This window comes from Streptomyces coeruleorubidus, assembly GCF_028885415.1.
GTDB classification, from domain to species: domain Bacteria; phylum Actinomycetota; class Actinomycetes; order Streptomycetales; family Streptomycetaceae; genus Streptomyces; species Streptomyces coeruleorubidus_A.
Genome location: NZ_CP118527.1, coordinates 998,409 through 1,025,208, shown reverse-complemented (window position 1 = coordinate 1,025,208; position 26,800 = coordinate 998,409). Strand labels below are relative to the sequence as shown.

Genomic DNA, 26,800 nt, shown 5'->3' with positions numbered 1-26,800 from the left:
TGCGGACGGGCTGTGGCCGGCCGCGCCCACCCGGTAGAGCCACATCTGCCCCGGGCCCCTTCAGGCTCGGCCGTCAGGGCCCCTCATGTCGTCCACGGTGACGGTGTCCTCGCGGTCGCGCCGCCGGGGCGTGCGGTGGCGGGGGCGGCGGCGTGCCGCGCCGGTCCTCATCAGGGCCAGGCCGAGACAGAACGCCAGCGCGAGCGCCAGGCCCGAGCAGAAGATCGCCAGCGCGTTCAGGGTGGCGATGTCGTTGCCCAGCACCGACACGGTGTACTCGGGTCCGCCGGACAGGTTGCCGGCGATCAGCAGCACGATGAAGGCGGCCGAGGCGGCCAGGAGGAGCAGTCCGAGAATCAGCATCCGAGTCATCTCCCCAGGTGGTCGTGCGCCTCCCCGGGTACCCGCACGGCCGGGCCCGTACCGCGCCGCGAGCGCAGGCGTGCGGGCCCGATCCCTGCCTACCCTGAGGGTGTGGCTCGGTCGAACGACGAGGTCGCCGCGCTCTTCCAGGAGTACGCGGACCTCATCTCGATCACCGGAGGAGACGCGTACAGGGCACGTGTCTACGAGAAGGCCGCCCGCTCGATCGGCGGCTACCACGCCGACGTGTCCACCCTCGACCTCAAGGGCCTCCAGGAGATCCCCAACGTCGGCAAGTCCATCGCCGAGAAGATCGTCGAGTACTTCCGCGACGGCAGCGTCACCGCGGTGGAGGAGCTGCGCGCGAAGATCCCGGCCGGAGTCCGGCGGCTGACGGCCATCCCCACGCTCGGCCCGAAGAAGGCCAGCGTCCTCTATGAGGAGCTGGGCATCTCCTCGGTCGAGGAACTCGCCGACGCCCTCCACGCCGAGCGGCTGCGCGACCTGAAGGGCTTCGGGCCGAAGACGGAGCAGAACATCCTGCACGGCATCGAACTGCTGAAGTCCTCCGGCGACCGCGTCCTGCTCGACGCCGCCGCGGACCTGGCCGAGGACATCGTCGCCGAGCTGTCCCGGGTCACCGGCTGCCGGCGCTGCACCTACGCCGGCTCGCTGCGCCGTCTGCGCGAGACCGTCGGCGACATCGACGTCCTCGCCGCGGGCGCGCACCCGGCCGCCCTCATGCGGGCCTTCACGGAGCTGCCGTACGTCTCCGAGGTCGTCGCGCGCGGCGAGAAGAAGACGTCCATCCGCACCACCAAGGGCCTCTCGGTCGACCTGCGCGTCGTCCCCCTGGACTCCTGGGGAGCGGCGCTGCAGTACTTCACCGGCTCCAAGGCGCACAACATCCGCACCCGCGAACTGGCCGTCCACCAGAAGCTCAAGCTCTCCGAGTACGGCCTGTTCGACACCGAGACCGGCAAGAAGATCGTCTCCGAGACCGAGGAGGAGGTGTACGCCCGGCTCGGCCTGCCCTGGATCCCGCCGCCCCTGCGTGAGGACCGCGGCGAGATCGAGGCGGGGCTGCGCGGCGAACTGCCCGACCTCGTGCGGGAGACGGACATCCGGGGCGACCTGCACACCCACACCGACCTCACCGACGGGCTCGCCCCGCTGGAGGAGATGGTCGCAGCGGCCGCCGAGCGCGGCTACGCCTACTACGCCGTCACCGACCACGGGCCCAACCTGTACATGCAGCGCATGACCGACGAGCGGATGCTGGCACAGCGCGCGACCGTACGGCAGCTCGACGGCGTGTACGGCCGCCGGGGCAGAGGTGGCGGCATGCGGCTGCTGCACGGCGTGGAGCTGAACATCGGCCCCGACGGCGAGGTGGACTGGGCCGGGGAGTTCCTGGCCGGGTTCGACCTGTGCGTGGCGTCGGTGCACTCTCACTTCAACCAGGGGCGCGAGGCGCTCACCCGGCGCCTGGTGCGGGCCTGCGAGAACCCGTATGTGAACATCATCGGCCATCCCACCACCCGCATCATCGGCAAGCGGCCGGGACTGGACGCCGACCTCGACGCCGTCTTCGCCGCCTGCGCGCGCACCGGGACGGCCCTGGAGATCAACGCCCACCCCGACCGGCTCGATCTGCGCGACGAGGACATCCTGCGGGCCAGACGGCACGGGGTGCGGTTCGCCGTCGACAGCGACGCCCACGCCACGCTGCACCTGGCCAACCTGCGCTACGGCGTCGGCACCGCCCAGCGCGGCTGGCTCAGCAAGGACGACGTGATCAACACCTGGCCGCCGGCGCGGCTGCGGCGGTTCCTGCGCAAGGGACGTGAAGGAGGCCGGGCGTGAAGGTGAGCCACGGACGTCATGGCACGGTCCTCGTCGGTATCGACGACACACCGCACACCTGGCTGGCCGCGGACTGGGCGGCCACCGAGGCCCGGCTGCGGGGTGCCGCGCTGCGCGTCCTGCATGCCGTCGGCCCCGGCACCGAGGAGGACGAGGAGACCGGCCGGCGGCTGCGCGAGGCGGCCGCGGGCCTCCTGGAGCACGCGCGAGCCCGTACCACGACCTCCCACCCCGGCCTGCGCGTGGACACCGTCCTCGCCCGGGACCATCCCGCCGAGGCTCTTCTCGACGCGTCCCAGGACACCGACCTGGTGGTGGTCGGCACGCGCGGACGGGGCGGCTTCACCGGGCCGCTGCTCGGCTCGGTGAGCCTGAAGGTGGCCGCGCACGCCGACCGCCCGGTGGCCGTCGTCCGGGGGCACACGGAGCGGGCGGCGAGCGGCGGCATCGTGGTCGGGTGCGCGACGAACGCGACGAGCCCGCCGTACGGTTCGCCCTCGCCGAGGCGGACCTGCGCCGGGTTCCCGCCCGGCTCCTGCAACGCCTGGACACCGCTCGCCGCCGTCGGCGTGGTGGTGCCCCAGGTGAGCCAGGTCGACCAGGAACAGCGGCTGCATGCCCGGCTCCTCAACCAGGCCGCCCGTCCCGTCGCCGAGTTCCCGCAGGTCCACACCGACATCGAGCTGGTCCTCGGCTCACCCTCGGCCGCGCTCGTGGCCGCGTCGGAGCGGGCGGGCCTGTGGTGTTGCCGCGCCATGTGCCCGGCGGCCGGTTCGGGCTGCGGCTGGGGACGGTGGTGCACGCCGTCCTGCACCATGCGCGCTGCCGTCGCCCTGGTGCCGATCGGGTAGCCCCACGGCGTCCGGCGCGCGCCGGGGAGGGGCAGGCCGGGGCACGGGATTGGGCCGAGGCGCGGGACGCGGAGGCTCGGGCGGCGGATGCGGCGGGGGTGGACCGGGCTCCGGGTCGGGGCGGCCCGGGGCCGGCGGGGAGGGCGCCGGGTGCGGGGGCACCGGGCTGGGCGGCTCGACCATGATCGCCTCCCGCACGAGCGGAGGAGGGCGGGACAGTACGGAGAGTTCCCCGCGCCGCGGGTCGTAAGCGAGAGGGACGCCGGCACCCCGAGTGCTTCCAGGGGCCCGCACCGTACGGGGGTGGCGTGGTGCACCGTTCGGTTCGGGGTGGCCTGGCGCACCGTACTTTCCGGGTGGCGCCCGGCGTACCGTACGTCCGGGTCTTACCGACGGTGAACCGGCGCTGAGCTCCGGAGCGACCGATCCGGCGACCATCGAGCCGCCTGGGCACCGCCCCCGGACACCTCCGCTGTCCGCCCCAGGCATGCGCCCCTGGGCACCTCCCGCTGCCCGCCGAAGGCCTCCGCCCCCGTCACGTCATACGGCGCGGCGCAACAGCCGCGTCCACTCCCGCGGCGTGGCCGTGTGCGGTGCCGCCGCCACGGCCAGTGCGGCGGCGGCGCTCGCGATGCCGAGGACCGCGCCCGCGGCCACGTCGCCCGGGTAGTGCACCCCCGTGTGGATGCGCGAGTAGCCGACGGCGCCCGCCAGGGCCCCGAGGGGTACTGCCGCCGGGGGCAGCACCACACTGACGGCGGTGGCGAACGCGACCGCCGACGCCGTGTGCCCGGACGGGAACGAGGCCGACGTCGGCATCGGAACGTGCCGGTCCACCGTCACCCGGGCCGCCTCCCGGTCCGGCCGGGCCCGGCGCACCAGGCGCTTGCCGAGCAGATTGGCGGAGGCCGAGGCCACGGCGATCGCCCCGACGCCGGCGAGCGCGGCCTTGCGCGGCCGCTTCCCGCCGAGCGCCAGGGCCGCGGCGATGCCGAACGAGATCTTGGAGTGGTCGGCCGCGTGCGACAGATGGCGCAGCGTCCGGTCGAGCGTGGGCGTGGGAGTGGCGGCCACCGCCGCGTACAGGGCGCCGTCCACGGCCCTGAGATCGCCCATGACGGCGCCCAGGAGCCGGCCGGGTCCGCCCGAGGGCTTCCCGTTCTTCGGGAGCGGACGAAGGGCGCCTTCGTCTGTGGTCGTCGGATCGGTCATGTGCTTCTCCCCGCAGTGGCCTTCCCCAGCAAGGTACCGGCTCACGCCGGGCGCACGGTCGGCGCCCCTGCGAGCCGGTACCTGACGAGTGCCCATGTCGGGCGACTGAACCCGTCTGCTGAACTGGGGACATGACGTCCCCGCCACGCCGGGTCCTGCGCGCCCTGGACCGTTTCCACGCCGCCCGTCCCTGGGACCACAACGCCCACTTCCACCGCTGGATCCTGCGGCAGTTCCCCAGGCGTGTCGGGAGCGCCCTGGACGTGGGGTGCGGCAGTGGCGATCTCGCCCGGCTGCTGGCCGGCCGGGCCGAGCGGGTGCACGGGGTCGACGCCGATCCGGCGATCACGGCCCGGGCGCGGGAGCTGACCCCCACGGCGGTCCCGGTGACGTACACCGTGGCCGACGCGCCGGCCGGGCTTCCCGACGGTCCGTACGACGTCATCACCTGTGTCGCCGTGGTCCACCACCTGCCGTTCACGCAGGCTCTCGAGGCCTTCCGTGACCGTCTGGCTCCCGGCGGCACCCTGGTGATCGTCGGTGTGTCCCGGGAGCGGACGCCCGGCGGCCACCTGCTCTCGGTCGCGTCCGTCCCGCTCAACATCGTTATGGCCCTGCTGAAGAACCGGGGCCGCCCGGTGCCTCGCCCCGTCTCGATGACGGCCCGCACCAGTCCGGCGGACATGACCTTCCCGGAGATCGTCCGCGCGGCCCGGACCGTCCTGCCCGGCGCACGGCTGCGCCGCCGCCTGTTCTGGCGCTACACGCTGGTGTGGCGCCGACGCTGACCAGCAGGCTGGTTCAACCCGCGGCGCGGAACGTGCGCAGCCGCAGGGAGTTGCCGACGACGAAGACCGAGGAGAAGGCCATGGCCGCCCCGGCGATCATCGGCGTGAGTAGACCGGCCGCGGCCAGCGGCAGGGCCGCGACGTTGTAGGCGAAGGCCCAGAACAGGTTGGAGCGGATGGTGCCGAGTGGTGCGGCGGGCGAGCCGGACGGCGTCCGCCGCGGCCCGCAGATCGCCCCGCACGAGGGTCAGGTCCCCGGCCTCGATCGCGGCGTCCGTGCCGGTGCCCATGGCCAGACCGAGATCGGCCTGGGCGAGAGCCGCCGCGTCGTTGACGCCGTCGCCGACCATGGCGACCGAACGTCCCTCGGACTGGAGCCACTTGCCGACGTCGACCTTGTCCTGCGGGAGCACCTCGGCGACGACGTGCTCCGGCGCCATGCCGACCTCGCGGGCGACGGACCGGGCCACCGCCTCGTTGTCCCCGGTCAGCAGGCTCGGGGTCAGTCCGAGGGCGCGCAGCCGCCGTATCGCCTCGCGGCTGGTCTCCTGCACCGCGTCGGCGACCTCCAGCACCGCGCGCGCCTCACCGGCCCAGGCGACGGCGATGGCGGTGCGCCCGGCGTCCTCGGCCGCCGCCCTGGCCCGGGCCGGCCCCTCCGGCAGCTCCAGCGCCGGTATCGGTCGTGCCGGTGGTCATGGCTCATACCCTCCCGGTCAGCTCGTAGCCGGCCTCGTCGACGGTCTCCGCGATCAGGGCGTCGTCGGGCTCGGCGGCACTGGTGACGGTGACGTGCCCGCCTGCGAGGTCGACCTCGACTCCGTTGACGCCGTCCAGCTCGCCGATGACCTTGGTCAGCGTGGCCTTGCAGTGGCCGCAGGACATTCCGGAGACGGCGTAGGTGGTGGTGGGCATGGCGTGCCTCCTGGGTACGGTCGCGATTCTCGAATACGGGGCGGGGGTATTTTCCCCGCCGAGTTCCTGTATACCCCCAAGGGGTATAGGATGCAAGCGCTGAACAGCTTGACTTGATACCCCCTAGGGGTATCGTGAGCTGCAAGGAGTCCCGCGCAAGGGCGGGCGGCCCGGTTCTGAAGGAGATGCCGGCCATGAACACCGGACTGAAGATCACGACCTTCGCCGCCGTCCTGGCTGCGACCTTCGGCACGGCCTACGGCGTCGGCCAGGGCATCGACCCCGTCGTCGCCGACAACCCGCCGAAACACGAGGACGAGCACACCCGGCCCGCAGCGAGGCCCGAGGAGGCCGGCGGCCACACCGGGCACGACACGCCCCCGGCCGGCGGGCTCCAGATCTCCGACGACGGCTACACCCTCGACCTTCAGACCCCGAGCGTCACCGCCGGGCAGCGGACCGAGCTGCGCTTCACGGTCAGGGACGGCGGCGGCCGGGCCGTCACCGCCTACCAGCGCGAACACGAGAAGGAACTCCACCTCATCGTGGCCTCACGCGACCTGGTCACTTACCGCCACCTGCACCCCACCCGCGCCGCCGACGGCACCTGGAGCACCCCCGTCGACCTGCCCCGCGCGGGCGGCTACCGCGTCTTCGCCGACTTCACCCCGGCGAAGAAGGACGCCCGGAACCTCACCCTCGGCGCGGACCTCGCCGCCTCCGGCCCGTACCAGCCGAAGGAACTGCCCGCCCCGAGCAGCACGGCAAGGACCAACGGCTACGAGGTGAAGCTGTCCGGCGCCCTGCGGCCGGGCAAGGCGAGCGAACTGAAGCTGAAGGTCTCCCGCGCCGGTGAGCCCGTCACGAACCTCCAGCCCTACCTCGGCGCCTACGGCCACCTGGTCGCCCTGCGCTCCGGCGACCTGGCCTACCTCCACGTCCACCCGAACGGCGAACCCGGCGACGGAAAGACCACGTCCGGCCCGGACATCTCCTTCACGGCCACGGCCCCCAGCGCCGGTTCCTACCGCCTGTTCCTCGACTTCAAGCACGACGGAAAGGTCCACACGGCGGCGTTCACCATCAGGGCCGGGGGAGCGGCAGCAGGGTCCGGTACCCCCGAGGGGCACACGGACGACGGCCACGGGCACTGAGCGTCAGCCGAGCGCCCGGTCCAGGTTGAAGGCCGCGCTGATCAGCGCGAGATGCGTGAACGCCTGCGGGAAGTTGCCCTGCTGCTCCCCGGTGTGGCTGATCTCCTCGGCGTACAGCCCGAGATGGTTGGCGTAGGTCAGCATCTTCTCGAAGGCGAGACGCGCCTCGTCGATCCGGCCGGCGTGCACCATGGCCTCGACGTACCAGAACGAGCAGATGGAGAACGTGCCCTCGTCGCCGCGCAGCCCGTCCGGACTGGCCTGCGGGTCGTAGCGGTAGACCAGCGAGTCGGAGACCAGTTCCTCGGTGAGCGCGTCCAGCGTCGACAGCCACTTCGGATCCGTCGGGGCGATGAACTTCGTCAGGGGCATCATCAGCACGGCAGCGTCCAGCACGTCGCCGTCCTCGTGCTGGACGAAGGCCCGGCGCGCCTTCGACCAGCCCCGGCTCATGATCCGCCGGTAGATCGTGTCGCGGCTCTCCCGCCAGCGGAGCAGGTCGGCGGGCAGGCCGCGCCGGTTGGCCATCCGGATGGCCCGCTCGATCGCCACCCAGCACATCAGCCGCGAGTACAGGAAGTTCTTGCGCCCGCCCCGCGTCTCCCAGATCCCCTCGTCGGGCTGGTCCCAGTTCTCGCACACCCAGTCCACCAGCGCGCACACGTCGTCCCACTGGTCGCTGGAGATGGGCTTGGCCCACTTGTCGAAGAGGTAGATGGAGTCGATCAGCGCGCCGTAGATGTCGAGCTGGAGCTGGTCGGCCGCCGCGTTGCCGACCCGTACCGGCGCGGAACCCTGGTGGCCCTCCAGATGGTCGAGCGTCGTCTCGGGCAGGTCGGTGCGCCCGTCGATGCCGTACATGATCTGCAAGGGGCCGGAGGGCTTGCCGTCGCCCGGGCTGATGTGCCGGGTCACGAAGTCCATGAACGCCTCGGCCTCGCCGGTGAAGCCCAGCCGCAGCAGGGCGTAGACGCAGAAGGCCGCGTCGCGCACCCACACGTACCGGTAGTCCCAGTTGCGCTCGCCGCTGAGCTGCTCGGGCAGACTCGTCGTCGGCGCGGCCACGATCGCCCCGGTCGGCGCGTAGGTGAGCAGCTTCAGCGTCAGCGCCGAGCGGTGCACCATCTCCCGCCAGCGGCCCCGGTACTTGGAGGCGGACAGCCAGCGCCGCCAGTACGCCACCGTCGCCGCGAACTGCTCCTCCGCCTCGGTGTGCGCGCACCGGCGGGGCACCACGTCGCCGCCCACCTTGTCCAGCGCGAACACCGCCGACTCGCCCTCGGAGAGCTTGAAGTCCCCGCGTACGTCCGGCCCGTCTATCTCCAGCGGCATGGTCGCGGTCAGCGCGAGCGCCAGCCCCTCGGCCTCGAAGATCGCGGTCTCACCGGTCAGCCGGACGGTGTGCGGCCGGGTGCCGTAGTCGAACCGGGGAGCGACGCGGGTACGGAACGGGATCGAGCCGCGTACGCACACCACCCGGCGGATCAGCCGGTGGCGCTCGGCCTCGGCCGACTGGCCGTCGACCGGCATGAAGTCCTGCACCTCGCCGACGCCGTCCTCGGTGAAGAACCGGGTGATCAGGACGTTGGTGTCGGGGAAGTAGAACTGCTTGGTCCGCGCCGGCACCGCCGCCGCCAGTTCGAAGCAGCCGCCGCGCTCCGCGTCCAGGATCGAGGCGAACACACTGGGCGCGTCGAAGGCCGGGCAGCAGTACCAGTCGATCGTGCCGTCGGTCCCCACCAGGGCCACACTGCGCAGATCGCCGATCAGCCCGTGCTCGGCGATCGGCAGGTACCGCCGGCCGCCCGGCACGTCGTGGTCCTCCGCTGGTCCGCCCATGACCGCCTCCCTGGCCGGTACGCGCCTCAGCCCCAGCTTAGGCGGGCGGTCGGCCGGACGGGCGTGGAGCGAGGATCACACCGTGACGACCCGCAGCCCGGCCTCCTCGAACCGCCGCACCGTCTCCGCGTCGGCCGCCGTGTCCGTGACCAGCGTGTCCACCGCCTCGGCGCCGCAGATCCGGGCGAACGCCCGCTGCCCCAGCTTGCTGGAGTCGGCGGCCACCACCACGCGCTCCGCCCGTTCGCACAGCAGCCGGTTGACCGCGGCCTCCGCCTCGTCGTGCGCCGCGGCCCCGTGCGTGACGTCGAAGGCGACCACGCCGAGCACCGCCACGTCGACGGTGATCTGCCCGAGCACCGCGTCCGCGAGCGGCCCGACCAGCTCGTACGACTGGGCCCGCGCCACCCCGCCGGTCAGCACGATCTTGAACTGGGGCCGCACGGCCAGCTCGCTCGCGATGTTCAGCGCGTTCGTCACGACCGTCAGCGCGGGCGAGCCCGACGTCAGCTCCCCGCGCACGGCCAGGGCCCGCGCCACCTCGGTGGTGGTCGTACCGCCGGTCAGCCCGACCGCCTCACCGGGCGCGACCAGGTCCGCCACGGCCTTCGCGATGCGCTGCTTCTCGGAGGCGCGCCGGGCCGTCTTGTAGCGCAGCGGCAGCTCGTACGACACACCGTGCACGACCGCGCCGCCCCGCGTGCGCACCAGCATCTGCTGCTCGGCGAGCCGGTCGAAGTCGCGGCGGATCGTCGCCGCCGACACCCCGAGCTCCCCGGCCGCCTCCTCGACGTCCAGCCGGCCGCGCTCGACGAGCAGTTCCAGCAGCGCCTTCCAGCGGGCGTCGCGCGACATCCGCACCTCCACGTCTCGATCTCCGGCGCGACCCTAGCGCACCCGATCCGCCCGAATGCTTGATGATGCTCGAAAGGTGGCGATATCTTGCAGGAACAATCAGAGCGGAGGGTGCGGCATGACGCATGTCGAGGACGAGCTGACCAGCCAGCCCGAGTGCTGGACACGCGCCGCGTCACAGGCGCCCGGGTACGCGGAGGTGCTGCCGGCACCGGGGGAGCGGGTCGCGATCGTCGGGTGCGGCACCTCGTACTTCATGGCGCAGGCCGCCGCGGCCCTGCGCGAGGACGCGGGCCAGGGCGAGACCGACGCGTTCGCCGCCTCGGAGTTCCCGTACGGCCGCGCCTACGACCGGGTCGTCGCCCTCACCCGCTCCGGCACCACGACCGAAGTCCTCGATCTGCTCGGCAGGCTGAAGGGCCGTACCCGCACCACCGCGATCACCGCCGACCCGGACACGCCCGTCAGGACGGCCGCCGACGACCTCGCCGTCCTCGACTTCGCGGACGAACGCTCCGTCGTGCAGACCCGGTTCGCCACCACGGCCCTCACCCTGCTCCGCGCCCACCTCGGGCTCCACTCCGAGACCGCCGTCACCGACGCGCGCACGGCCGTGGCGGAGCCCCTGCCCGAAGGCCTGCTCGACTGCGCCCAGTTCACCTTCCTGGGACGCGGCTGGACCGTCGGACTGGCCAACGAGGCCGGGCTGAAGATGCGCGAGGCGTCGCTGTCCTGGGCGGAGGCCTACCCGGCGATGGAGTACCGGCACGGCCCCATCAGCGTCACCACGAGCGGCACCGCGACCTGGATGTTCGGGGAAGCGCCGGACGGACTCGCCGAACAGGTGCACGCCACGGGCGCGTTGTGGATCGCCGGCGCCCTGGACCCGCTCGCCGAACTCGTCCGCGCCCAGCGCCTCGCGGTCGCCGTCGCCGCAGCACGCGGCCTCGACCCGGACCGGCCGCGCCATCTCACCCGCTCGGTGATCCTCGCCCACTGACCTCGGAGGCACCGTGCCCCTCACCACCACCGGAGAACTCATCACCCGCGCCGCCGCGGCCCGTTCCGCCGTCGCCTCCTTCAACGTCATCACGCTGGAACACGTCGAGGCCGTCATCGCGGGCGCCGAGTCCGCCCCCGTCGTGCTCCAGGTCAGTGAGAACGCGGTCAGGTTCCACGGCGGACAACTGCTCCCGCTCGCCCGCGCGGCCGTCGCAGCGGCCGAACGGTCCGCCGTACCGGTCGCGTTGCACCTCGACCACGTGCAGAGCGAAAACCTGCTGCACCAGGCCGCGGAGGCCGGCTTCAGCTCCGTGATGTACGACGCGGCCCGGCTGCCCTACGCGGAGAACCTCGCCGCGACCCGGGCGGCGGTCGATTGGGCGCACACCCAAGGGCTGTGGATCGAGGCCGAGTTGGGGCAGATCGGAGGCAAGAACGGCAGACCCCCGCTGGACGCGCACGCCCCGGGGGCCCGCACCGACCCCGACGAGGCCCGGGCCTTCGTCGCCGACTCGGGCGTGGACGCCCTGGCCGTCGCCATCGGCAGCGCCCACGCCATGACCACCCGCACCGCCACCCTCGACCACGCCCTGCTCAAGCGCCTGTCGAGCACCCTTGACGTGCCGCTCGTCCTGCACGGCTCCTCCGGCGTCCCGGACGGCGAACTCACGGCGGCGGTCGCGGGCGGCATCGCCAAGGTCAACATCGGCACGGCCCTGAACATCGCGCTGACCGGCGCGATCCGGGACTTCCTCGCCGACCGCCCCGAGGCGGTCGACCCGCGCGGCTACCTGACGGTGGCGCGGGAGGCCATGACCCGGGCGGTGGCGAGGACCCTGCGGACCCTCGGCGCGGCTACCGCTTGACGGCCTTCAGCACCACGAACTTCGGGTCGCTCGCCACCAGCCGGCTGTTGCCGAACAGCTTCCGCAGCTTCACGTGGTAGCCCAGATGCCGGTTGCCGATCACCCACAGCTCGCCGCCCGGCCGCAGCGCACGCCGCGCCCCGGTGAACATCCGCCAGGCCGTGGCGTCCGTCGTCGCCTGGTGGGAATGGAACGGCGGGTTGTTCAGGACCAGGTCGACACTGCCGGACGGCACGCCCGCCAGCCCGTCGCCGACCCGGAACTCCGCGTGCCCCGGCACGCCGTTCGCCTTGTACGTCGCCTCCGCCGAGGCCACGGCCTGGAACGACTCGTCCACGAACAGCACCTCGGCCGCCGGGTCGGCCAGCCCCACCGCCGTCCCGACCACGCCGTTGCCGCAGCCCAGGTCCACCACCCGCCGGCCGCCCCCGCCACTGGGCAGATGCTCCAGGAAGAACCGCGTGCCGATGTCGAGCCGGTCGGCGCAGAAGACACCCGCGTGGTTCACGACCGTGCGCCCCGACGCCGGGCCGATGCCGTCCGGGAGCGTGTAGACGTACGGCCACGGATTGGCGGGCCGCTCCAGCGCGGGATCCGGCGTGCAGAAGATCAGCCGGGCCTTCTTCTCGGCGAGCGAGGTGCGGGTCGGGCCGAGGATCCGCTCGAACAGCCGCAGCGTCGAGGTGTGGATCTCCTTCACCATGCCCGTGCCCACGACGACCGTCCCCGCGTGCACCGCCGGCGCCAGCCGCAGCAACTGGTCCTCCAACAGCGCCAGACTCTTCGGCACCCGCACGAGGAGAACGTCGACACGGCCGGGGGGCGGATCCTGTGTGGTGAGCAGCCGGACCGCGCCGGGCTCGACGCCGTGCCGCGCGAGGTTGGCCCGGGTCGCCTCCTGGGCCAGATGGGAATCCGTGATCTGCGCCGGCCGGTGCTCCGCGAGCGCCGTGACCAGGGCACCCCAGCGGTCCCCGACGACCACGACCGTGCCCGACAGCGGGACCCCCTCCCGCGCCAGATACCTCAGCAGGTACTCGTCGGAGGCGTCCCAGGCACGCAGCCTGTCGCGCGGGTCCTCGGGGAAACGGGTCAGCCCGAGCTCGCCCCAGGGCGTCGTCATACGGTCGTTCATCGTGCGTCCAGGCTAGCCGAGCCGCTGCTCAGCCCAGGTCGGGGAGGAGAGGAGAGGAGAGGATAGGAGGCATGGACGGCGAACTGTTCTCCCGAGCCCGTACGCAGGTGGCGCCGGGCGCGGTGCACGTGCCGGACTGGCTGGACACCGAGCGCCAGAGCGAGCTGCTGGAGGCCTGCCGCGCATGGGCGCGCCCGCCGGCCGGGCTGCGCACGGTCCGCACCCCAGGCGGCGGCACCATGACCGCCCGGCAGGTCTGTCTCGGCTGGCACTGGCGCCCCTACGCCTACGCCCGCACGGTCGTCGACGGCGACGGCGCCCCGGTGAAGCCGTTCCCCGCGTGGCTGGGCGACCTGGGCCGCCGGGCGGTCAGCGACACACTCGGTGGAGCGGCACCGGCGTACGACATCGCCCTCGTCAACTTCTACGACGCCGACGCCCGGATGGGCATGCACCGCGACAGCGACGAGAAGTCGGACGCGCCGGTGGTGTCGCTGAGCCTCGGCGACACCTGCGTGTTCCGCTTCGGCAACACCGAGACCCGCACCCGGCCCTGGACCGACGTCGAGCTGCGCAGCGGCGACCTGTTCGTCTTCGGCGGCCCGTCCCGGCTCGCCTACCACGGGGTCCCCCGGGTACACGGAGGCACGGCACCGCCCGGGCTGGGCCTGACCGGACGGCTCAACATCACGCTCCGGGTCAGCGGCCTGTAAGCCGCCGGCCCTACGGATCATGGGAGACTCGCCCTCATGAGCGGGAAGGCGGACCCCCGGCAGCCGGGGGATGGGAGCACCTCGACGAGGACGCGGCTGGACCGGGGGCGCGGAGCGCTCGGACCCGCGCTGGAGCTCGTGCACACCGGACGCGCGCCGACCCGGGCCGTACTCACCGCCGAGCTCGGCGTGACACGGGCGACGGCCGGAGCGGTCGCCGCCGAACTGGAGGCTCTCGGACTGATCCGCGTCGACGCCCGGCCCGGCGCGGCAGCGGGTTCGCAGGGCCGCCCCTCGCACCGGCTGGCCGTCGCCGAGGACGGGCCCGTCGCGCTCGCCGCGCAGGTGCACGCCGACGGGTTCCGGGCGGCGCTGGTCGGGCTGGGCGGCCGGATCGTCGCCACCGCGCCGGGCTGCGAGGTCGTCGACGCCGACCCGGCGAAGGTGCTCGCCTCCGTCGTCACGGCGGGCGCCGAGCTGCTGCGGGAGACCGGGCGCCGGTGCGTGGGCGCGGGACTCGCCGTACCGTCCGCGGTCGCCGAGCCCGAGGGCCTCGCCCTCAACCCGCTGCACCTGGCCTGGCCCGCGGGCGCGCCCGTCCGGGACATCTTCGCCGAGCAGGTGCGCGCGGCCGGCCTCGACGGACCCGCGTTCGCCGCGAACGACGTCAACCTCGCCGCGCTCGCCGAACACCGGCACGGCGCCGGACGCGGCGCCCGCGACCTGCTGTGCGTGGCCACCGGCCACCGGGGCGTCGGCGGCGCGCTCGTCCTCGACGGCCGTCTCCACCGGGGCAGTTCGGGCCTGGCGCTGGAGGTCGGCCACCTCACCGTGCACCCCGAGGGCCGCCCCTGCCACTGTGGCAGCCGCGGCTGCCTGGACGTGGAGACCGACCCGCTGGCCTTCCTCACGGCGGCGGGACGCGAACCGGGACCCGAGGTGTCCCTGCTCCAGCAGTCCATCGACCTGATCCGCCACCACTACGACGACCCGGGCGTCCGGGCCGCCACCGAGACCCTCATCGACCGGCTCGGCCTCGGACTCGCCGGTCTCGTCAACATCCTCAACCCGGACCGCATCATCCTCGGCGGCCTGCACCGCACCCTCCTGGACGCCGACCCCGGCCGCCTCCGCGCCGTCGTCGCCGACCGCAGCCTGTGGGGCCAGAGCGGCGGCGTCCCGATCCTCGCGTGCACCCTGGACCACAACAGCCTGGTCGGGGCCGCGGAACTGGCGTGGCAGCCGGTCCTGGACGATCCCCTGGGAGCGCTGACCGAACAGCGGTGACGCGGCGTCACCCCCGAGCCGGACTCCACAACGCCGCCACCAGCGGCCGCCGCAGATCGGCCCGCCGTACGCACAGCCCGATCGGGAACGGCTCCGGCGCCGGATCGGCGGGCACCACCGCCAGCCGGTCCCGCACCGCGCTGTGCTCCAGCACCAGGCGCGGCACCACGCCCGTACCGCAGCCCAGCGCGACCAGCGTGAGCAGCCCTTCGTGGCCGTCCGGTTCACAGGCCACGTCGGGTGCCGTGCCCCGCGCGCGGAACCAGCGATCTGCGGCATCGCGGACCAGGCCGCGGTGGGGGAGGACGAAAGGCCCGTCGAGCCCGGGATCCGGCCGGTCCCGTGCCGTGACCAGGACCAGCTCGGTCACCGCGACCGTCCGGCTCACCAGCGCCTCCGGCAGCCTCGGCGGAATCCCCGCCACGGCCGCGTCGACCTCCCCCTCGTCCAGCCGGGCCAGGGCCGCCGCCGCGTCCCCGGTACGCAGATCGAGCCGCACCTGCGGGTGCGCCGAGCGGAACGGGGCCAGCAGCCCGGGCAGCAGTGCCTGACAGGCGGTCACCGTGGCGAACAGGGCGAGGCGGCCGGTGAGTTCGGCCGGGTCTGGATGCTCCTCGCGGTAGGCGCGCCACAACTCCAATGCCCGCACGGCGTACTCGCGGAAGCGGTGCCCCTCCGCCGTCAGCGACACCCCGCGCGGCCCCCGGTCGAACAGCCGGTGCCCGAGGTCCGCCTCCAGCCGCTGCACGGTCCGGGTCAGCGTCGCCGGGCTGACGTGACAGTCCAGACTCGTCCGGCCGAAGTTGAGCGTCTGCGCCAGATGCAGGAACAGCCGCAGCTCCCGGTGATCGTCCCGCACGACCTGCGCCTTTCATTCGATGCAACAGGGCGCTGCACAAGTTGCGCTTGCCGCAACGCTCCGGCCGAGCCTACAACTCGACCATGACCTCGACGACCACGTACACCTCCCGCGTCTTCCCCCTCGACACCATGGACGTGCCCGGCGGCACCGAGACCGTCCTGCGGAGCGGGCGGCACCTCTTCCCGCTGCTCCCGCAGGCCTTCGCGGGGATCCGGCGCATCGGTGTCCTCGGCTGGGGACCTCAGGGACGTGCGCAGGCCCTCAATCTCCGCGACTCCCTGGCCGGCACGGACATCCGGGTGGCCGTCGGACTGCGCCCCGGCTCTTCCTCCCTCGCCGATGCCCGCGCCCACGGCTTCACCGAGGACGACGGCACGCTCGGCGACTGGCTCGCGGTCGCCGCGGACAGCGACCTGGTGATGCTGCTGATCGCCGACGCCGCACTCGCGGCCCATCACGAGGAGATCTTCGCTGCCCTCAAAGCCGGCGCCGTCATCGGCCTCTCACACGGCTTCCTGCTCGGGCATCTGCGGGAAACGGGCGGCGAGTTCCCGCCTGGCCACGGGGTGATCGCCGTGTGCCCCAAGGGCATGGGCGACTCGGTGCGCAGGCTCTACCAGCAGGGCGCCGAGGTCAACGGCGCGGGCATCAACAGCAGTTTCGCCGTGCACGCAGACCCCGACGGACGGGCTGTCGACCTGGCGCTCGGCTGGTCCGTGGCGCTCGGCTCGCCGTACACCTTCCGCACCACGCTCGACAGCGAATACCTCTCCGACATCGTCGGCGAACGCGCCATCCTGCTCGGCGCCGTCCACGGCATCGTCGAGAGCCTCCACACCCGCTACCGCCTCGCCGGCGACGACGAGGTGACGGCGTACGAACGGTCCTGCGAGAACGTCACCGGCCCGATCGCCCGCACCATCTCGCGAGCCGGACTGCGGGCCGTGCGCGAGGGCCTCGACCAGGAGGGCCGGGACGTCTTCGACCGGGCGTACACGGCCGCCTACGCCCCCGCGCGCGAGATCGTCGCGGAGATCTACGACGAGGTGGCCGACGGCACCGAACTGCGCAGCGTGATCCTCGCCGAACGACGGCTCGGCGCAGGCCCGATGAGCCGGATCGGGGGATCCCCGATGTGGTCGGTGAGCGACCGGGTGCGGGCCCGGCGCGACACCCGCGACCTGCCCGTCGACCCGTTCACAGCCGGCGTGTTCGTCGCCACCATGACCGCCCAGATCGACGAGTTCGCCGAGCGCGGGCACCCCTGGTCGGAGATCGTCAACGAGTCCGTCATCGAGGCCGTCGACTCGCTGCTGCCGTACATGCACGCGCGGGACGTGGCGTACATGGTCGACAACTGCTCCCGCACGGCCCGCCTCGGCGCCCGCCGCTGGGGCCCGCGCTTCCACGCCGCCTACGAGCAGATCGCCTACCCGGCCGCCGACCACCCGGCGGACGCGGCCCTGCTCGCGGCCTTCGCCGCCCACCCCGTGCACGAGGCCCTGGCCGCGGCGGCGAAGCTGCGGCCGTCCGTGGACATCTCGGTGACCTGAGCCGCCACCGCACGCGCCTATCAGGCGCCGGCCGCCCGCTGAAGCCAGTCGCGTATTTCACCGTGACTCTCCGGTTGGCCGGACACGACTTCCGCGGGCCGGGGCACCCGTCACCAGGAAGCTTGGCTGCGGAGCTGCCCCGTGGCCGCGTCCGCATCCTCACGCAGGAGACCCGGATCGGCCGCCCCGCCGCCGAACTGGCCCGGCAGGCCCCGAATCCGATGCTCAACGGTCATCAGGCATGGCTCGACGGGCTTGTCCGCGCCGCTTCCGGGAAGGCTCGCGCCTGAGCGGGCAGGCTGGACCGGCAGGCGGCACGCCCGCACCGCACGAACGAGGAAGTTGACGTCATGACCGACAAGCTCACCGTGAGCGTCCTGGGCACCGGCATCATGGGCGCCGCGATGGCCCGCAACCTGGCCCGCGCCGGGCACACCGTCCACGCCTGGAACCGCACCCGCGCCAAGGCCGAGCCACTGGCCGCCGAGGGCGTGCACATCGCCGACACCCCCGCCCAGGCGGTCCGGGACAGCGACGTCGTCGTGACCATGCTCTACGACGGCCCCGCCGCCCTGGACACGATGCGCCAGGCCGCCCCCGCCCTGCGCCCCGGCGCCGCGTGGGTGCAGTCCACGACCGCCGGCGTCGAGGCCGTCGCCGACCTCGCCGCCTTCGCCCGCGAGCACGGCCTGGTCTTCTACGACGCCCCCGTCCTCGGCACCCGCCAGCCCGCCGAGGCCGGGCAGCTGACCGTGCTCGCCGCCGGCCCCGTCGAGGGCCGGGCCACGGTGACGCCGGTCTTCGACGCCGTCGGCGCCCGCACCGTGTGGGCAGGCGAGGACGGGGCGGCCGGCGGCGCCACCCGGCTGAAGCTGGTCGCCAACAGCTGGGTGCTCGCCGTCACGGCCGCCGCCGGTGAGGCCCTGGCGCTGGCGAAGGCCCTCGGCGTCGACCCGCACGGTTTCCTCGACCTCATCGCGGGCGGCCCGCTCGACATGGGCTATCTGCACGCCAAGTCCGGCCTGGTCCTCGAAGACCGGCTCACACCGCCCCAGTTCGCGGTGAGCACCGCGGCCAAGGACGCCCGCCTCATCGTCGAGGCCGGTACGGACCACGGCGTCCGCCTGGACGTGGCCGAGGCCGCCGCCGCCCGCATGGAGCGTGCCGCCGCCCAGGGCCATGGCGACGAGGACATGGCCGCCGCCTACTTCGCGAGTTTCGACGAAAACCCGTCCGCCTGATCACCTTGGAGGTTCCCCGATGTCCAAGCCGCCGCTGCCGCCCGAGGCCGACGCCCTGCTGAGCCGGCCCAACCCGTGCGTCATGGCCACGCTCCGCTCCGACGGCACACCGGTCTCCACCGCCACCTGGTACGCGTGGAAGGACGGCCGGGTGCTGATCAACCTCGACGAGGGCCGGATCCGCCTGAAGCATCTGCGCCGCGACCCGCGCGTGACCCTCACCGTCCTCGCCGCCGACGACTGGTACACCCACGTCACCCTCATCGGCCGCGTCACCGAGATGTACGACGACGAGGGCCTGGCCGACATCGACCTGCTCGCCCGGCACTACACCGGCAAGCCCTACCCGAACCGCGTCCGCCCCCGGGTCAGCGCCTGGATCGAGGTCGACCGCTGGCACGGCTGGGGAGAGATGAAGGACAGCGACCAGGCCGCGGGCTGAGGCCGACGGAGCGCGCCGTCAGGGCCTGACGCTGTCGTAGCGGCTCACCGCGCGCTCGCTCACCGTGCCCGTCCGCGCGATCCGGACCACCGACACGCCGGCGAGCGCGCGCGGCCCGGAGCCACACCGCGTCGAAGCTGCCCTGCGCGGATTCCGTCAGCGAGTGGGTGGGACGAACTCGGGTTGGTCGAGCAGGCGCAGCCAGCTCCCGTCGGGCTGGCGCCGGACGACCTGCGCCCGCGCACCGGCCCCGTCCTTCGGCGGGGTCGAGGTGAGGGCGATGTCGCCGCTGATCAGCGTCGGCAGCGGTTGTTCCGGCTCGAAGCGGGGACCGCCGGCCAGCACCTTCTCCCACAGGGCACGGATAGCCTCCCGCCCCACCGTCAGCTCGCCGGGCGGGTAGGCGATCACCGCATCCTCTTCGTAGAGCGCAGCGACCCCGGCCGCGTCACCGGCATTGGATCGTTCGACGAACAAGCGGGTGATGTCTTCGGGGCGCATGGCCTTCTCGTACTCCGGCATGAAGTTCCTCCTGACCTCGGGCTTCGGTGCTTCCCAGCGTCGCTGCGGATTGACCCAGAAGTCCAACAGATGGATCTTCTGGGAACTAGAATTTCCAGTCATGGAGCTGAGGCAGCTGGAATACTTCGTCGCGGTCGCCGAGGAGCGGAACTTCACTCGCGCGGCCGAACGGGTGCACATCAGCCAGTCCGGCGTCAGCGCCCAGATCCGTCAACTGGAACGCGAACTCGGTGCTGAGCTGTTCGACCGATCTGCCCGCACCGTGACTCTCACCGTCGCGGGAAGGGCCGCGCTCGAACACGCGCGTGCCGCACTCGCCGCCGCCGGGGCAGTCGGCCAGACGGTTGGCGAGGTGACGGATCTGATCCGGGGTCGGCTCACCGTCGGGATGGTCATCGGCTGCACCCTCACCCCGCTGTTCGACGCCCTCGCAGCGTTCCATCAGGCGCATCCCGCTGTGGAGATCTCGCTGCTGGAGGACAACTCCGACCGACTCGTCGAGGGGGTGCGCACCGGCGCTGTCGACTTGGCACTCATCGGGACCGCAATCGCCACCCCCGACGGGCTGGACGCGCTGACCATCATCAGCGAGCGGCTCGTCGCGGCAGTCCCGGCCGGACACCCCTTGGCGAAACAGCGGCGAGTCACCCTGCGCGACGTGATCGCCTACCCGATCGTGTGCATGCCGCCCGGCACCGGCCTGCGCACGGTTTTCGACCAGGCCTGCGCCGCACAGAGCCTCCGACCCGCGATCACTCTGCAGGCCAGCGCAGCGGACGCCATTGCCGGCCTCGCCGCCCGCCGACTGGCCGTCGCCGTCCTCAGCGACTCCATGGCCGCGCACCACCGTGACCGGCTCACCGCCCGCGCCATCGACGATGTCGATACGCCCGCATTGCTCGCCCTGATCTGGAAGAGCACGCACAACCCAGGGGTGCGTGAGTTGGTTGCGCACAGCCGGCAGGCATTCACCAAGCCCGAACCCGCGACTTCCTCGCGAACACGTCCGGCGACCTAGCATCGTCCGCGTACAAAGGAGCAAACTCAGCGCCACTCCACCGCGAACGCCCGGCCCGGGTTCTCCGTGAGGATGCGCCCCACCAGGTCCTCGCCCACCGCGTGGACGAGCCGCGGGCGCACCCGGCGCAGCAGATACGGCATCCCGGGGCCGCCGCCCACCGAGCGGGCGGCGGCCGTCGTGGTGTCCGCGCCCAGCAGCAGCCGGTCACCGAACCCGGCGTCGGCGAGGGCCCGTACCGCATCCGGCATCCGCCAGTCCGTGGCGTGGTGGGCGTGCGACGGGCCGTCAAAAGCCAGATAGCACCCGGACTCCGCCGCCTGCCGGTGCACCACGAGGTCGGGGGAGCGGTTGAGGTGCCCGAGCACCACGCGATGCGGCGGCATCCCCAACTCCCCGCACAGCACGTCCAGTACGTCCAGCGCCCCGGTGCCCAGCTCCAGATGCACGGCGACGGTCACGCCCGTGGCATGATGCGCCTCGGCCGCCGCCGTCATGGTCCAGCGGGCGTGCCCGTCCAGGGCGTGGAAACCGCCCGCGACCTTGACGAGCCCCGCCCGCACCCCCGACGCCCCTATGCCCTCGGTGAGTTCGGAGACGAAGACGTCGGTGAGCCGGCCCCGAAGCCTCTTCAGGGTGTCCTCGTCGTAGTGGACGGCCTGGTGCAGCCCGGTCGCCGCGACCACATGCACCCCGGTCTCCCGGGACAGCGGCGGCAGATCGGCGGCCCGCCGCCCGAGCCCGTACGGCGTCCACTGCACCACGGCGCCGCCGCCCTGCCCCCGGAACGCCACCAGCTCCGCCCGCGCCGCCGCCACGCTGCGCAGCTCCTGGCCGGGCAGCCGTGGACTGCCGAAGAACAGGTGATCGTGGGCGTCGCACACACCCAGCTCTGCGGGCGGCACGTCCCCCAGCACCGTGCGGACCGCGCTCACCACCGGCGCCCCAGGGGCAGCCGGTCCCGGCCCGGCGCCGACAGGTGCAGCACCTCGAACACGTCGCCGTCGGCCTTCGGGGTGTCGTGCTCCCAGAGGGAGAAGTGCACCACCTCCCAACGGACACGGTCACGGATGACCCCCATGTCGTAGTCGGCGGGCAAGGTGACATGCATTCAGATCACCTCAGACAGGACGCGGTGCCAGCAGGGACAGCAAACCCCGCACACCCGCGTCGAACGCGGCGGGGGAGCCGGAGGCGCGGGCGAGGACGTAACCGCCCTGGACCGTCGCGACGACCGCCGCGGCGATCTCCCCGCCGTTCAGCGAGGGCGCGAACTGGCCCTGCTCCTTGCCCTCTTCGACGATCCCGGCGATCCGCTCGCGGAGCCAGTCGAGCGTCTCGTCGACCGGCGCGCGCAGCTCGGCGCTGGCGTTCACGTCCGGGTCCATGGTCAGCCGGCCGATCGGGCAGCCCCGCAGCACATCCCGCTCGCGCCGCAGATACGCCTCGATGCGCTCGTACGGCGTCCCCGGCCCGTCGAGTACTCCCGCGGCGGTGGCCCGCAGCTCCTCGGCGGTCCGCCGGATCGCGGCCAGCGCGAGGTCGGGCTTGCCCTTGAAGTGGTGGTACATGCTGCCCTGCCCGGCGCCCGCGCGCTCCAGGATCGCCTTGGGGCTCGTGCCCACATAGCCGCGCTCCCACAGAAGCTCGCGGGTGGACTCGATCAGCCGTTCCGAGGTGCTCACGCGCCTACTGTACACACCAGTAGTTACAGAACCGCGTCCGGGTGCCTACCCCCCAGGGCGTACGCCCACTGTCGCTGGCCGTACGACGACCGGAGGCCCCTCGCCGGGCGACTCTCGGAAGCGACAGACAAGACATCGCGGCAACGCGTCCGAGGAGTTGAACGACATGCATACCCTGGCGAACTTCGGTGACGGCGGCCCCGGCCCCTGGATCCTGCTCTTCCCGGTGATCTGGGCCCTGATCATCGGCGGCGGCATCGCACTGCTGCGCCGCACCGTGTGGCGCGGACGCCGCGGCGGCCCCTGGCGGCAGCCCACGGCCGAGGAGGACTCGCCCATCGCCGTCCTCGGCCACCGCTTCGCCTCCGGCGAGATCGACGAGGACGAGTACTGGCGCCGGCTGTCCGTGCTGAACGAGGAGTTCGGGCGCACGGCCAAGGGGGGTGGTGCGTGAAAACCGCGTCGCCGTCGCCGCCGGGTGAGGTGCGCCCGACGGCGTACCTCACCCGGCGGCGACCGCCGTGCGAACGGTGGTCACCGCCCGGTCAACCGGCAACGGCGGACCGGGCGGGAGCATGTTCGGGCCGTAGCCCGTCGGCGGTGTGCCCGACCTCCGCGAACCTGCGCGCGGGTTTCTCCGGGACCGTGCGCCGCGCCCGGCGCGACGGCGCCGCCACCGCGGCGGAGGACGTCGGAAGGGTGAACCACACGACCTTGCCGGACTCGCCGTCCGGCCGGACGCCCCAGCTCTCGCTCATGGCGGCCACCATCGCGAGCCCGCGCCCGCAGGTCGCCAGCGGCTCGGCGTTGTCGACCACGGGCATCCGCGGGTCGTGGTCGCGTACCGAGACCGTGAGCCGGTCGAGCAGCAGCTCTATCTCCACGGTGCACGTCTTGTCGGGCTGGGCATGGCGGTGGACGTTGGACAACAGCTCCGTCACACCGAGCGAGGCCCGGTCGATCAGGGCGTCCAGATGCCAGTAGCGCAACTGCGCAGAGACGATTCTGCGGACCTGGCCGATCCGCGACGGCAGGGCTTGGAGCTCCACCGTGCAGTGCCTGCTTGGGTAGCTGATCACGGCTGCGACTCCCCGACTGAGGTCCGGAAGAACACGGAGTTCGGATCCAGCAGGGCGCCTTCGTGACACTGCCGCCCGCTGTCGTGGCCGGCGGGCTGGTTCGCAGCGTTATCGCCGGTAAACCCAGAGTGACGTGAGAACAGAGTGACGCAGGGGGTGGAGTACCGCAACTCGCGGACACTCTCAGTCGCCGCGCCCCGCCGCCCTGCGCACGGCCTCGATGAAGCGCCGTGCGGCCGGCGGCCCCGGCTCGCCCGGAGCGGGGTCGTGCTCGCCCAGGGTGAGCAGGTACCGATTGCCGTTGAGATCCGCCGTGGCCCGGTCATCGGGGCCGAACCAGGGCTTGGATGCGCGCACCGCCTGCACCGGCGCGCTGTCGATCTCACTGCCGTAGCTGGTCAGCAGCTCGAGCCGGCCGTCGCTGATCCGGACCTGCCCGGCCCGGGTGAGCGAACGCAGCCGCTTCCCGATCCGCACGCCCGTGGCCCTGAACTCCGGCTCCGCCATGCCACCCGCCCCCTTGTGCGCGTCGGTGCACCGGCCCCCGCTCTGTGCGGTGCCCGGCACAGGCTCGTGTCCTGATCCAGTGTGCCCCCGTCCGGAAGGCTTGCTCCGGTTGGTGCCTCGTACCCCTGCCGGTACCCCGTCCGGAGCCCCGGTCCCGCGGTGAAGTCTGCCCCCACCCGGCGTCGAGCACCAGTACAGCGGACCCCCTCTCCTGGGGGCGCCCGTAGCACACACGCAAGTGCTCCCCCGGGAGCGCGCGCCCCCTTGCCCCGGGCCCTGCCCCAGGGGGCGCTTTGGGGGGCTCAAAGGTGCGTTTATGCAGGTGAGAAGCGTGGTGAAGGTGCATATGATCGGGGTGTCGGCCGCGCGACGCGTCGTCGGCGCGCGGCGTTAGGAGCCCCCTCGTGAGCACTCCCCAGCAGACCCGGACCGGCGTGACCCTCGACGTCGACCACAGCGACGCCGCCTACCGCGCATGGCTGAAAGAAGCCGTCCGCAGAGTCCAGGCCGACGCCAACCGCTCGGCCGACACGCACCTGCTCCAGTTCCCCCTTCCGGAGCGGTGGGGCATCGACCTGTACCTGAAGGACGAGTCCACCCACCCCACCGGCAGTCTCAAACACCGGCTCGCCCGCTCCCTCTTCCTCTACGGCCTGTGCAACGGCTGGATCCGGCCGGACCGCCCGGTGATCGAGGCCTCCAGCGGCTCGACGGCCGTCTCCGAGGCGTACTTCGCGAAGCTCATCGGCGTGCCCTTCATCGCCGTCATGCCGCGCACGACGAGCACCGAGAAGATCCGCCTCATCGAGTTCCACGCCGGCCGGTGCCACTTCGTGGACGACCCCCGCACGATGTACGAGGAGTCCGCCCGCCTCGCGGCCGAGACCGGCGGCCACTACATGGACCAGTTCACCTACGCCGAACGGGCCACGGACTGGCGCGGCAACAACAACATCGCCGAGTCCATCTTCCGGCAGCTGCGCATGGAGCGGTTCCCCGAGCCGGCGTGGATCGTCGCCACGGCGGGCACCGGCGGCACCTCGGCGACGCTGGCGCGCTACGTCCACTACATGCAGTACGACACGCGCGTCTGCGTGGCCGACCCCGAGAACTCGTGCTTCTTCGAGGGCTGGACCACCGGCGATCCGGACGTCACCTACGACTGCGGCTCCCGGATCGAGGGCATCGGCCGGCCCCGTATGGAACCCAGCTTCGTGCCCGGCGCGATCGACCGGATGATGAAGGTGCCCGACGCGGCCAGCGTCGCCGCCGTACGGGCACTGGAGCGCGCCATCGGCCGCAAGGCGGGCGGTTCGACCGGCACGGGCCTGTGGAGCGCGCTGAAGATCGTCGCGGAGATGGTGTCCGAGGGGCGGCAGGGGAGCGTCGTGACGCTGCTGTGCGACCCGGGGGACCGGTATCTCGACAAGTACTACTCGGACACCTGGCTGGCCGCCCAGGGGCTGGACATCGAGCCGTACACCGCCGCGATCGACTCACTGCTGGAGACGGGCGTCTGGCCCGACTGAGCCGAGCCCCCGGGCCCGCCGGCGCGCGGCGCTACGAGGCCGCCAGCCTCCGGTCCAGCGCCGTGACGGCGTCCCGGAAGGCCTTGGCCTGAGCCGCCCGTACGGGCTTCATGGCGAGCCGGTACGCCGCCGTGCCGTCGGTCGCGAACGTCCACTGCACCCGGGTCCCGGTGCCGGCCGGGGCGAGCCGCCACTCCTCGACTATCGCTCGAACCCCGGGCACGTTGGTGACGTCGACGCGATAGGCGTACACCTCGGGCGCCTCCGCCGCGATGACGGACTCCCGGAACCGGACGCCGCCCAGGAGCCGGATGTCGCGCCCCTTCCCGCCGTCGACCGGGTGGGCGGCCGTCACCTGGGGGAACCAGTCGACCCAGCCGGGCACGTCCTCCAGCGCCCGGTAGACCGCCTCCACCGGAGCGGAGATCTGCCGCGCGGAGACGTGCCGTACGGGCGCGATCCCGACGAAGTCGAGCCCGACCGGGCGCAGGCGGTGAGCCATGGACGAAGCCCTCCTGTGCGAGAACGGGCGATGACCGGAAGCGTCACCCTAGCTGGCGGCCCGTCAGATGTCTGCCCCCTCCTCGGGCTCCCCGGCCACCACCAGCCGCCGCAGATGCTCCACGACCACCCCGCGCGCCTCGTCCGGCAGACCGGCGTCCGTCACGAGCGTGTCGATCCGCTCCAGTGACGCGAACGAGCTCAGGCCCACCTTGCCCCACTTGGTGTGGTCGGCGACCACCACGACCCGCCGGGCCGACTGCACGAGCCGCCGGTTCGTCTCCGCCTCCGCGAGGTTCGGCGTGGACAGGCCGGCCTCGACCGATATGCCGTGCACCCCGAGGAACAGCAGGTCGAAGTGGAGCGCCGCGATCGCCTGGTCGGCGACCGGCCCCACCAGCGAGTCGGACGGGGTGCGCACACCGCCGGTCAGCACGACCGTGGCCGCGCCCTGGCGTGGACCCGAGGTGCGCTGCGCCGCGTGGAAGACGTCGGCCACCCGCACCGAGTTGGTGACCACCGTCAGGTCGGGCACGTCCAGCAGCTGCTGCGCCAGCGCGTACGTCGTCGTACCGCCGGACAGGGCGATCGCCGCGCCCGGCGCGACCAGCTTGGCCGCGGCCCGCGCGATGTCCTCCTTGGCGGTCAGCTCCAGCCCCGACTTGGCCTCGAACCCCGGTTCGTGCGTACTCGCCTCGACCACCGGGACAGCGCCGCCGTGCACCTTCTCCAGCACGCCCTGGCGGGCGAGCGCGTCGAGGTCGCGGCGGACCGTCATGTCCGACACGCCGAGCTTGCGTGTCAGCTCGTTGACCCGGACCCCGCCCCGGCGGCGGACCTCGTCGAGGATCAGGGATCGCCGCTGCTCCGCGAGGAGGTTCTGATTCTCGCTCACGTACGCTCCGGTCCTTTCGCCTCAATGCCGTCCGACAGGCCCAGCACACCTGCCCCAACCAGGACATTCTCCCCCGGCTCCGGTGCGCGGACGCCTCATCCTCGCATGTCGCGGAGCCGG

Annotated in this window: 29 protein-coding genes and 2 pseudogenes; 15 read left to right on the top strand and 16 right to left on the bottom strand. The window is 72.8% G+C overall.

Annotation, left to right across the window (positions count from 1 at the left end):
• Positions 1-60: 60 nt before the first annotated feature.
• Complete coding sequence (locus PV963_RS04860) at positions 61-363, bottom strand: hypothetical protein (protein WP_274814302.1); 303 nt, start codon at positions 361-363, stop codon at positions 61-63.
• Positions 364-474: 111 nt separating this feature from the next.
• On the opposite strand from PV963_RS04860, the gene polX reads away from it, so the two are divergent.
• The gene (gene polX, locus PV963_RS04855) at positions 475-2,229 is read left to right on the top strand and encodes a DNA polymerase/3'-5' exonuclease PolX (RefSeq protein WP_274814301.1); all 1,755 of its coding nucleotides are present in this window, start codon (positions 475-477) and stop codon (positions 2,227-2,229) included.
• A complete protein-coding gene (locus PV963_RS04850; RefSeq protein WP_274814300.1) occupies positions 2,226-3,080 on the top strand; it encodes a universal stress protein in 855 nt (284 codons plus the stop codon). Before polX ends, PV963_RS04850 begins: the two co-directional genes overlap by 4 nt.
• A 540-nt stretch (positions 3,081-3,620) precedes the next feature.
• On the opposite strand, the gene PV963_RS04845 is transcribed toward PV963_RS04850, so the two are convergent.
• Entirely contained in the window at positions 3,621-4,292 is a 672-nt protein-coding gene (locus tag PV963_RS04845) for a phosphatase PAP2 family protein (protein ID WP_274814299.1), read from the bottom strand.
• Positions 4,293-4,423: 131 nt separating this feature from the next.
• Between PV963_RS04845 and PV963_RS04840 the strand changes: the two genes are divergently transcribed.
• Entirely contained in the window at positions 4,424-5,080 is a 657-nt protein-coding gene (locus PV963_RS04840) for a class I SAM-dependent methyltransferase (protein WP_274814298.1), read from the top strand.
• A 13-nt stretch (positions 5,081-5,093) separates the two neighbouring features.
• Here PV963_RS04840 and PV963_RS04835 read toward each other — a convergent pair.
• Both PV963_RS04835 and PV963_RS04830 read right to left on the bottom strand, forming a co-directional pair.
• Positions 5,094-5,754, bottom strand: a pseudogene (locus PV963_RS04835) (HAD-IC family P-type ATPase); the annotation flags it as partial.
• Between the two features lie 28 nt (positions 5,755-5,782).
• The gene (locus tag PV963_RS04830) at positions 5,783-5,995 is read right to left on the bottom strand and encodes a heavy-metal-associated domain-containing protein (RefSeq protein WP_274814297.1); all 213 of its coding nucleotides are present in this window, start codon (positions 5,993-5,995) and stop codon (positions 5,783-5,785) included.
• A 194-nt stretch (positions 5,996-6,189) separates the two neighbouring features.
• On the opposite strand from PV963_RS04830, the gene PV963_RS04825 reads away from it, so the two are divergent.
• A complete protein-coding gene (locus PV963_RS04825) occupies positions 6,190-7,149 on the top strand; it encodes a hypothetical protein (RefSeq protein WP_274814296.1) in 960 nt (319 codons plus the stop codon).
• 3 nt (positions 7,150-7,152) lie between these two features.
• On the opposite strand, the gene PV963_RS04820 is transcribed toward PV963_RS04825, so the two are convergent.
• Together PV963_RS04820 and PV963_RS04815 are read right to left on the bottom strand one after the other, a co-directional pair.
• Complete coding sequence (locus tag PV963_RS04820; protein WP_274814295.1) at positions 7,153-8,988, bottom strand: glycoside hydrolase family 15 protein; 1,836 nt, start codon at positions 8,986-8,988, stop codon at positions 7,153-7,155.
• A 75-nt stretch (positions 8,989-9,063) separates the two neighbouring features.
• The gene (locus tag PV963_RS04815) at positions 9,064-9,843 is read right to left on the bottom strand and encodes a DeoR/GlpR family DNA-binding transcription regulator (protein ID WP_274814294.1); all 780 of its coding nucleotides are present in this window, start codon (positions 9,841-9,843) and stop codon (positions 9,064-9,066) included.
• 118 nt (positions 9,844-9,961) lie between these two features.
• Between PV963_RS04815 and PV963_RS04810 the strand changes: the two genes are divergently transcribed.
• Positions 9,962-10,843, top strand: coding sequence for an SIS domain-containing protein (locus PV963_RS04810; protein ID WP_274814293.1), 882 nt, complete (start codon positions 9,962-9,964; stop codon positions 10,841-10,843).
• 13 nt (positions 10,844-10,856) lie between these two features.
• Entirely contained in the window at positions 10,857-11,711 is an 855-nt protein-coding gene (locus tag PV963_RS04805; RefSeq protein ID WP_274814292.1) for a class II fructose-bisphosphate aldolase, read from the top strand.
• On the opposite strand, the gene PV963_RS04800 is transcribed toward PV963_RS04805, so the two are convergent.
• Positions 11,701-12,834 carry a methyltransferase gene (locus PV963_RS04800; protein ID WP_274821937.1) on the bottom strand — a complete coding sequence of 378 codons (1,134 nt, stop codon included), beginning with the start codon at positions 12,832-12,834 and terminating at the stop codon, positions 11,701-11,703. The genes PV963_RS04805 and PV963_RS04800 overlap by 11 nt on opposite strands.
• A gap of 83 nt (positions 12,835-12,917) precedes the next feature.
• Between PV963_RS04800 and PV963_RS04795 the strand changes: the two genes are divergently transcribed.
• Positions 12,918-13,559, top strand: coding sequence for an alpha-ketoglutarate-dependent dioxygenase AlkB family protein (locus PV963_RS04795; protein ID WP_274814291.1), 642 nt, complete (start codon positions 12,918-12,920; stop codon positions 13,557-13,559).
• A 36-nt stretch (positions 13,560-13,595) separates the two neighbouring features.
• Positions 13,596-14,846, top strand: a complete 1,251-nt coding sequence (locus PV963_RS04790; protein WP_274814290.1) for an ROK family protein — start codon at positions 13,596-13,598, stop codon at positions 14,844-14,846.
• 7 nt (positions 14,847-14,853) lie between these two features.
• Here PV963_RS04790 and ilvY read toward each other — a convergent pair whose 3' ends face one another.
• Positions 14,854-15,705, bottom strand: a complete 852-nt coding sequence (ilvY, locus tag PV963_RS04785) for an HTH-type transcriptional activator IlvY (protein WP_274814289.1) — start codon at positions 15,703-15,705, stop codon at positions 14,854-14,856.
• A gap of 83 nt (positions 15,706-15,788) precedes the next feature.
• On the opposite strand from ilvY, the gene PV963_RS04780 reads away from it, so the two are divergent.
• The 4 genes from PV963_RS04780 to PV963_RS04765 all read left to right on the top strand — a co-directional run bounded on the left by PV963_RS04780 (position 15,789) and on the right by PV963_RS04765 (position 18,944).
• The gene (locus PV963_RS04780) at positions 15,789-17,261 is read left to right on the top strand and encodes a ketol-acid reductoisomerase (protein WP_274814288.1); all 1,473 of its coding nucleotides are present in this window, start codon (positions 15,789-15,791) and stop codon (positions 17,259-17,261) included.
• A 122-nt stretch (positions 17,262-17,383) separates the two neighbouring features.
• Positions 17,384-17,551: a hypothetical protein gene (locus PV963_RS04775; RefSeq protein WP_274814287.1), complete on the top strand. Its 168-nt coding sequence runs from the start codon at positions 17,384-17,386 to the stop codon at positions 17,549-17,551.
• 60 nt (positions 17,552-17,611) lie between these two features.
• Positions 17,612-18,502, top strand: a complete 891-nt coding sequence (locus PV963_RS04770; protein WP_274814286.1) for an NAD(P)-dependent oxidoreductase — start codon at positions 17,612-17,614, stop codon at positions 18,500-18,502.
• 19 nt (positions 18,503-18,521) lie between these two features.
• Complete coding sequence (locus PV963_RS04765) at positions 18,522-18,944, top strand: PPOX class F420-dependent oxidoreductase (protein WP_274814285.1); 423 nt, start codon at positions 18,522-18,524, stop codon at positions 18,942-18,944.
• Between the two features lie 156 nt (positions 18,945-19,100).
• Here the strand turns inward: PV963_RS04765 and PV963_RS04760 are convergent, their stop codons facing one another.
• Positions 19,101-19,466 (bottom strand): YybH family protein, encoded by a 366-nt coding sequence (locus tag PV963_RS04760; protein WP_274821936.1) that lies wholly within the window; start codon positions 19,464-19,466, stop codon positions 19,101-19,103.
• Positions 19,467-19,566: 100 nt separating this feature from the next.
• Here PV963_RS04760 and PV963_RS04755 point away from each other — a divergent pair, with 100 nt between their 5' ends.
• The gene (locus PV963_RS04755; RefSeq protein WP_274814284.1) at positions 19,567-20,484 is read left to right on the top strand and encodes a LysR family transcriptional regulator; all 918 of its coding nucleotides are present in this window, start codon (positions 19,567-19,569) and stop codon (positions 20,482-20,484) included.
• 26 nt (positions 20,485-20,510) lie between these two features.
• On the opposite strand, the gene PV963_RS04750 is transcribed toward PV963_RS04755, so the two are convergent.
• From PV963_RS04750 to PV963_RS04740, 3 genes and pseudogenes are all read right to left on the bottom strand, one after another.
• Entirely contained in the window at positions 20,511-21,419 is a 909-nt protein-coding gene (locus PV963_RS04750; RefSeq protein WP_274814283.1) for a phosphotriesterase family protein, read from the bottom strand.
• A pseudogene (locus tag PV963_RS04745) lies at positions 21,416-21,550 on the bottom strand (DUF4865 family protein); the annotation flags it as partial. The gene PV963_RS04750 and the pseudogene PV963_RS04745, both read right to left, overlap by 4 nt.
• A 55-nt stretch (positions 21,551-21,605) precedes the next feature.
• Complete coding sequence (locus PV963_RS04740) at positions 21,606-22,184, bottom strand: TetR/AcrR family transcriptional regulator (RefSeq protein WP_274814282.1); 579 nt, start codon at positions 22,182-22,184, stop codon at positions 21,606-21,608.
• A 151-nt stretch (positions 22,185-22,335) separates the two neighbouring features.
• Here PV963_RS04740 and PV963_RS04735 point away from each other — a divergent pair, with 151 nt between their 5' ends.
• A complete protein-coding gene (locus PV963_RS04735; RefSeq protein ID WP_274814281.1) occupies positions 22,336-22,623 on the top strand; it encodes an SHOCT domain-containing protein in 288 nt (95 codons plus the stop codon).
• A 91-nt stretch (positions 22,624-22,714) separates the two neighbouring features.
• Here the strand turns inward: PV963_RS04735 and PV963_RS04730 are convergent, their stop codons facing one another.
• Positions 22,715-23,248: an ATP-binding protein gene (locus tag PV963_RS04730; protein WP_274814280.1), complete on the bottom strand. Its 534-nt coding sequence runs from the start codon at positions 23,246-23,248 to the stop codon at positions 22,715-22,717.
• A gap of 183 nt (positions 23,249-23,431) precedes the next feature.
• Entirely contained in the window at positions 23,432-23,755 is a 324-nt protein-coding gene (locus PV963_RS04725) for a hypothetical protein (protein WP_274814279.1), read from the bottom strand.
• Positions 23,756-24,159: 404 nt separating this feature from the next.
• On the opposite strand from PV963_RS04725, the gene PV963_RS04720 reads away from it, so the two are divergent.
• On the top strand, positions 24,160-25,284 hold the full coding sequence (locus tag PV963_RS04720) for a PLP-dependent cysteine synthase family protein (RefSeq protein WP_274814278.1): 1,125 nt from the start codon (positions 24,160-24,162) through the stop codon (positions 25,282-25,284).
• A gap of 31 nt (positions 25,285-25,315) precedes the next feature.
• On the opposite strand, the gene PV963_RS04715 is transcribed toward PV963_RS04720, so the two are convergent.
• Both PV963_RS04715 and PV963_RS04710 read right to left on the bottom strand, forming a co-directional pair.
• Entirely contained in the window at positions 25,316-25,786 is a 471-nt protein-coding gene (locus PV963_RS04715; RefSeq protein ID WP_274814277.1) for an SRPBCC family protein, read from the bottom strand.
• 63 nt (positions 25,787-25,849) lie between these two features.
• Positions 25,850-26,680, bottom strand: a complete 831-nt coding sequence (locus tag PV963_RS04710; RefSeq protein WP_086854236.1) for a DeoR/GlpR family DNA-binding transcription regulator — start codon at positions 26,678-26,680, stop codon at positions 25,850-25,852.
• Positions 26,681-26,800 lie beyond the last annotated feature (120 nt).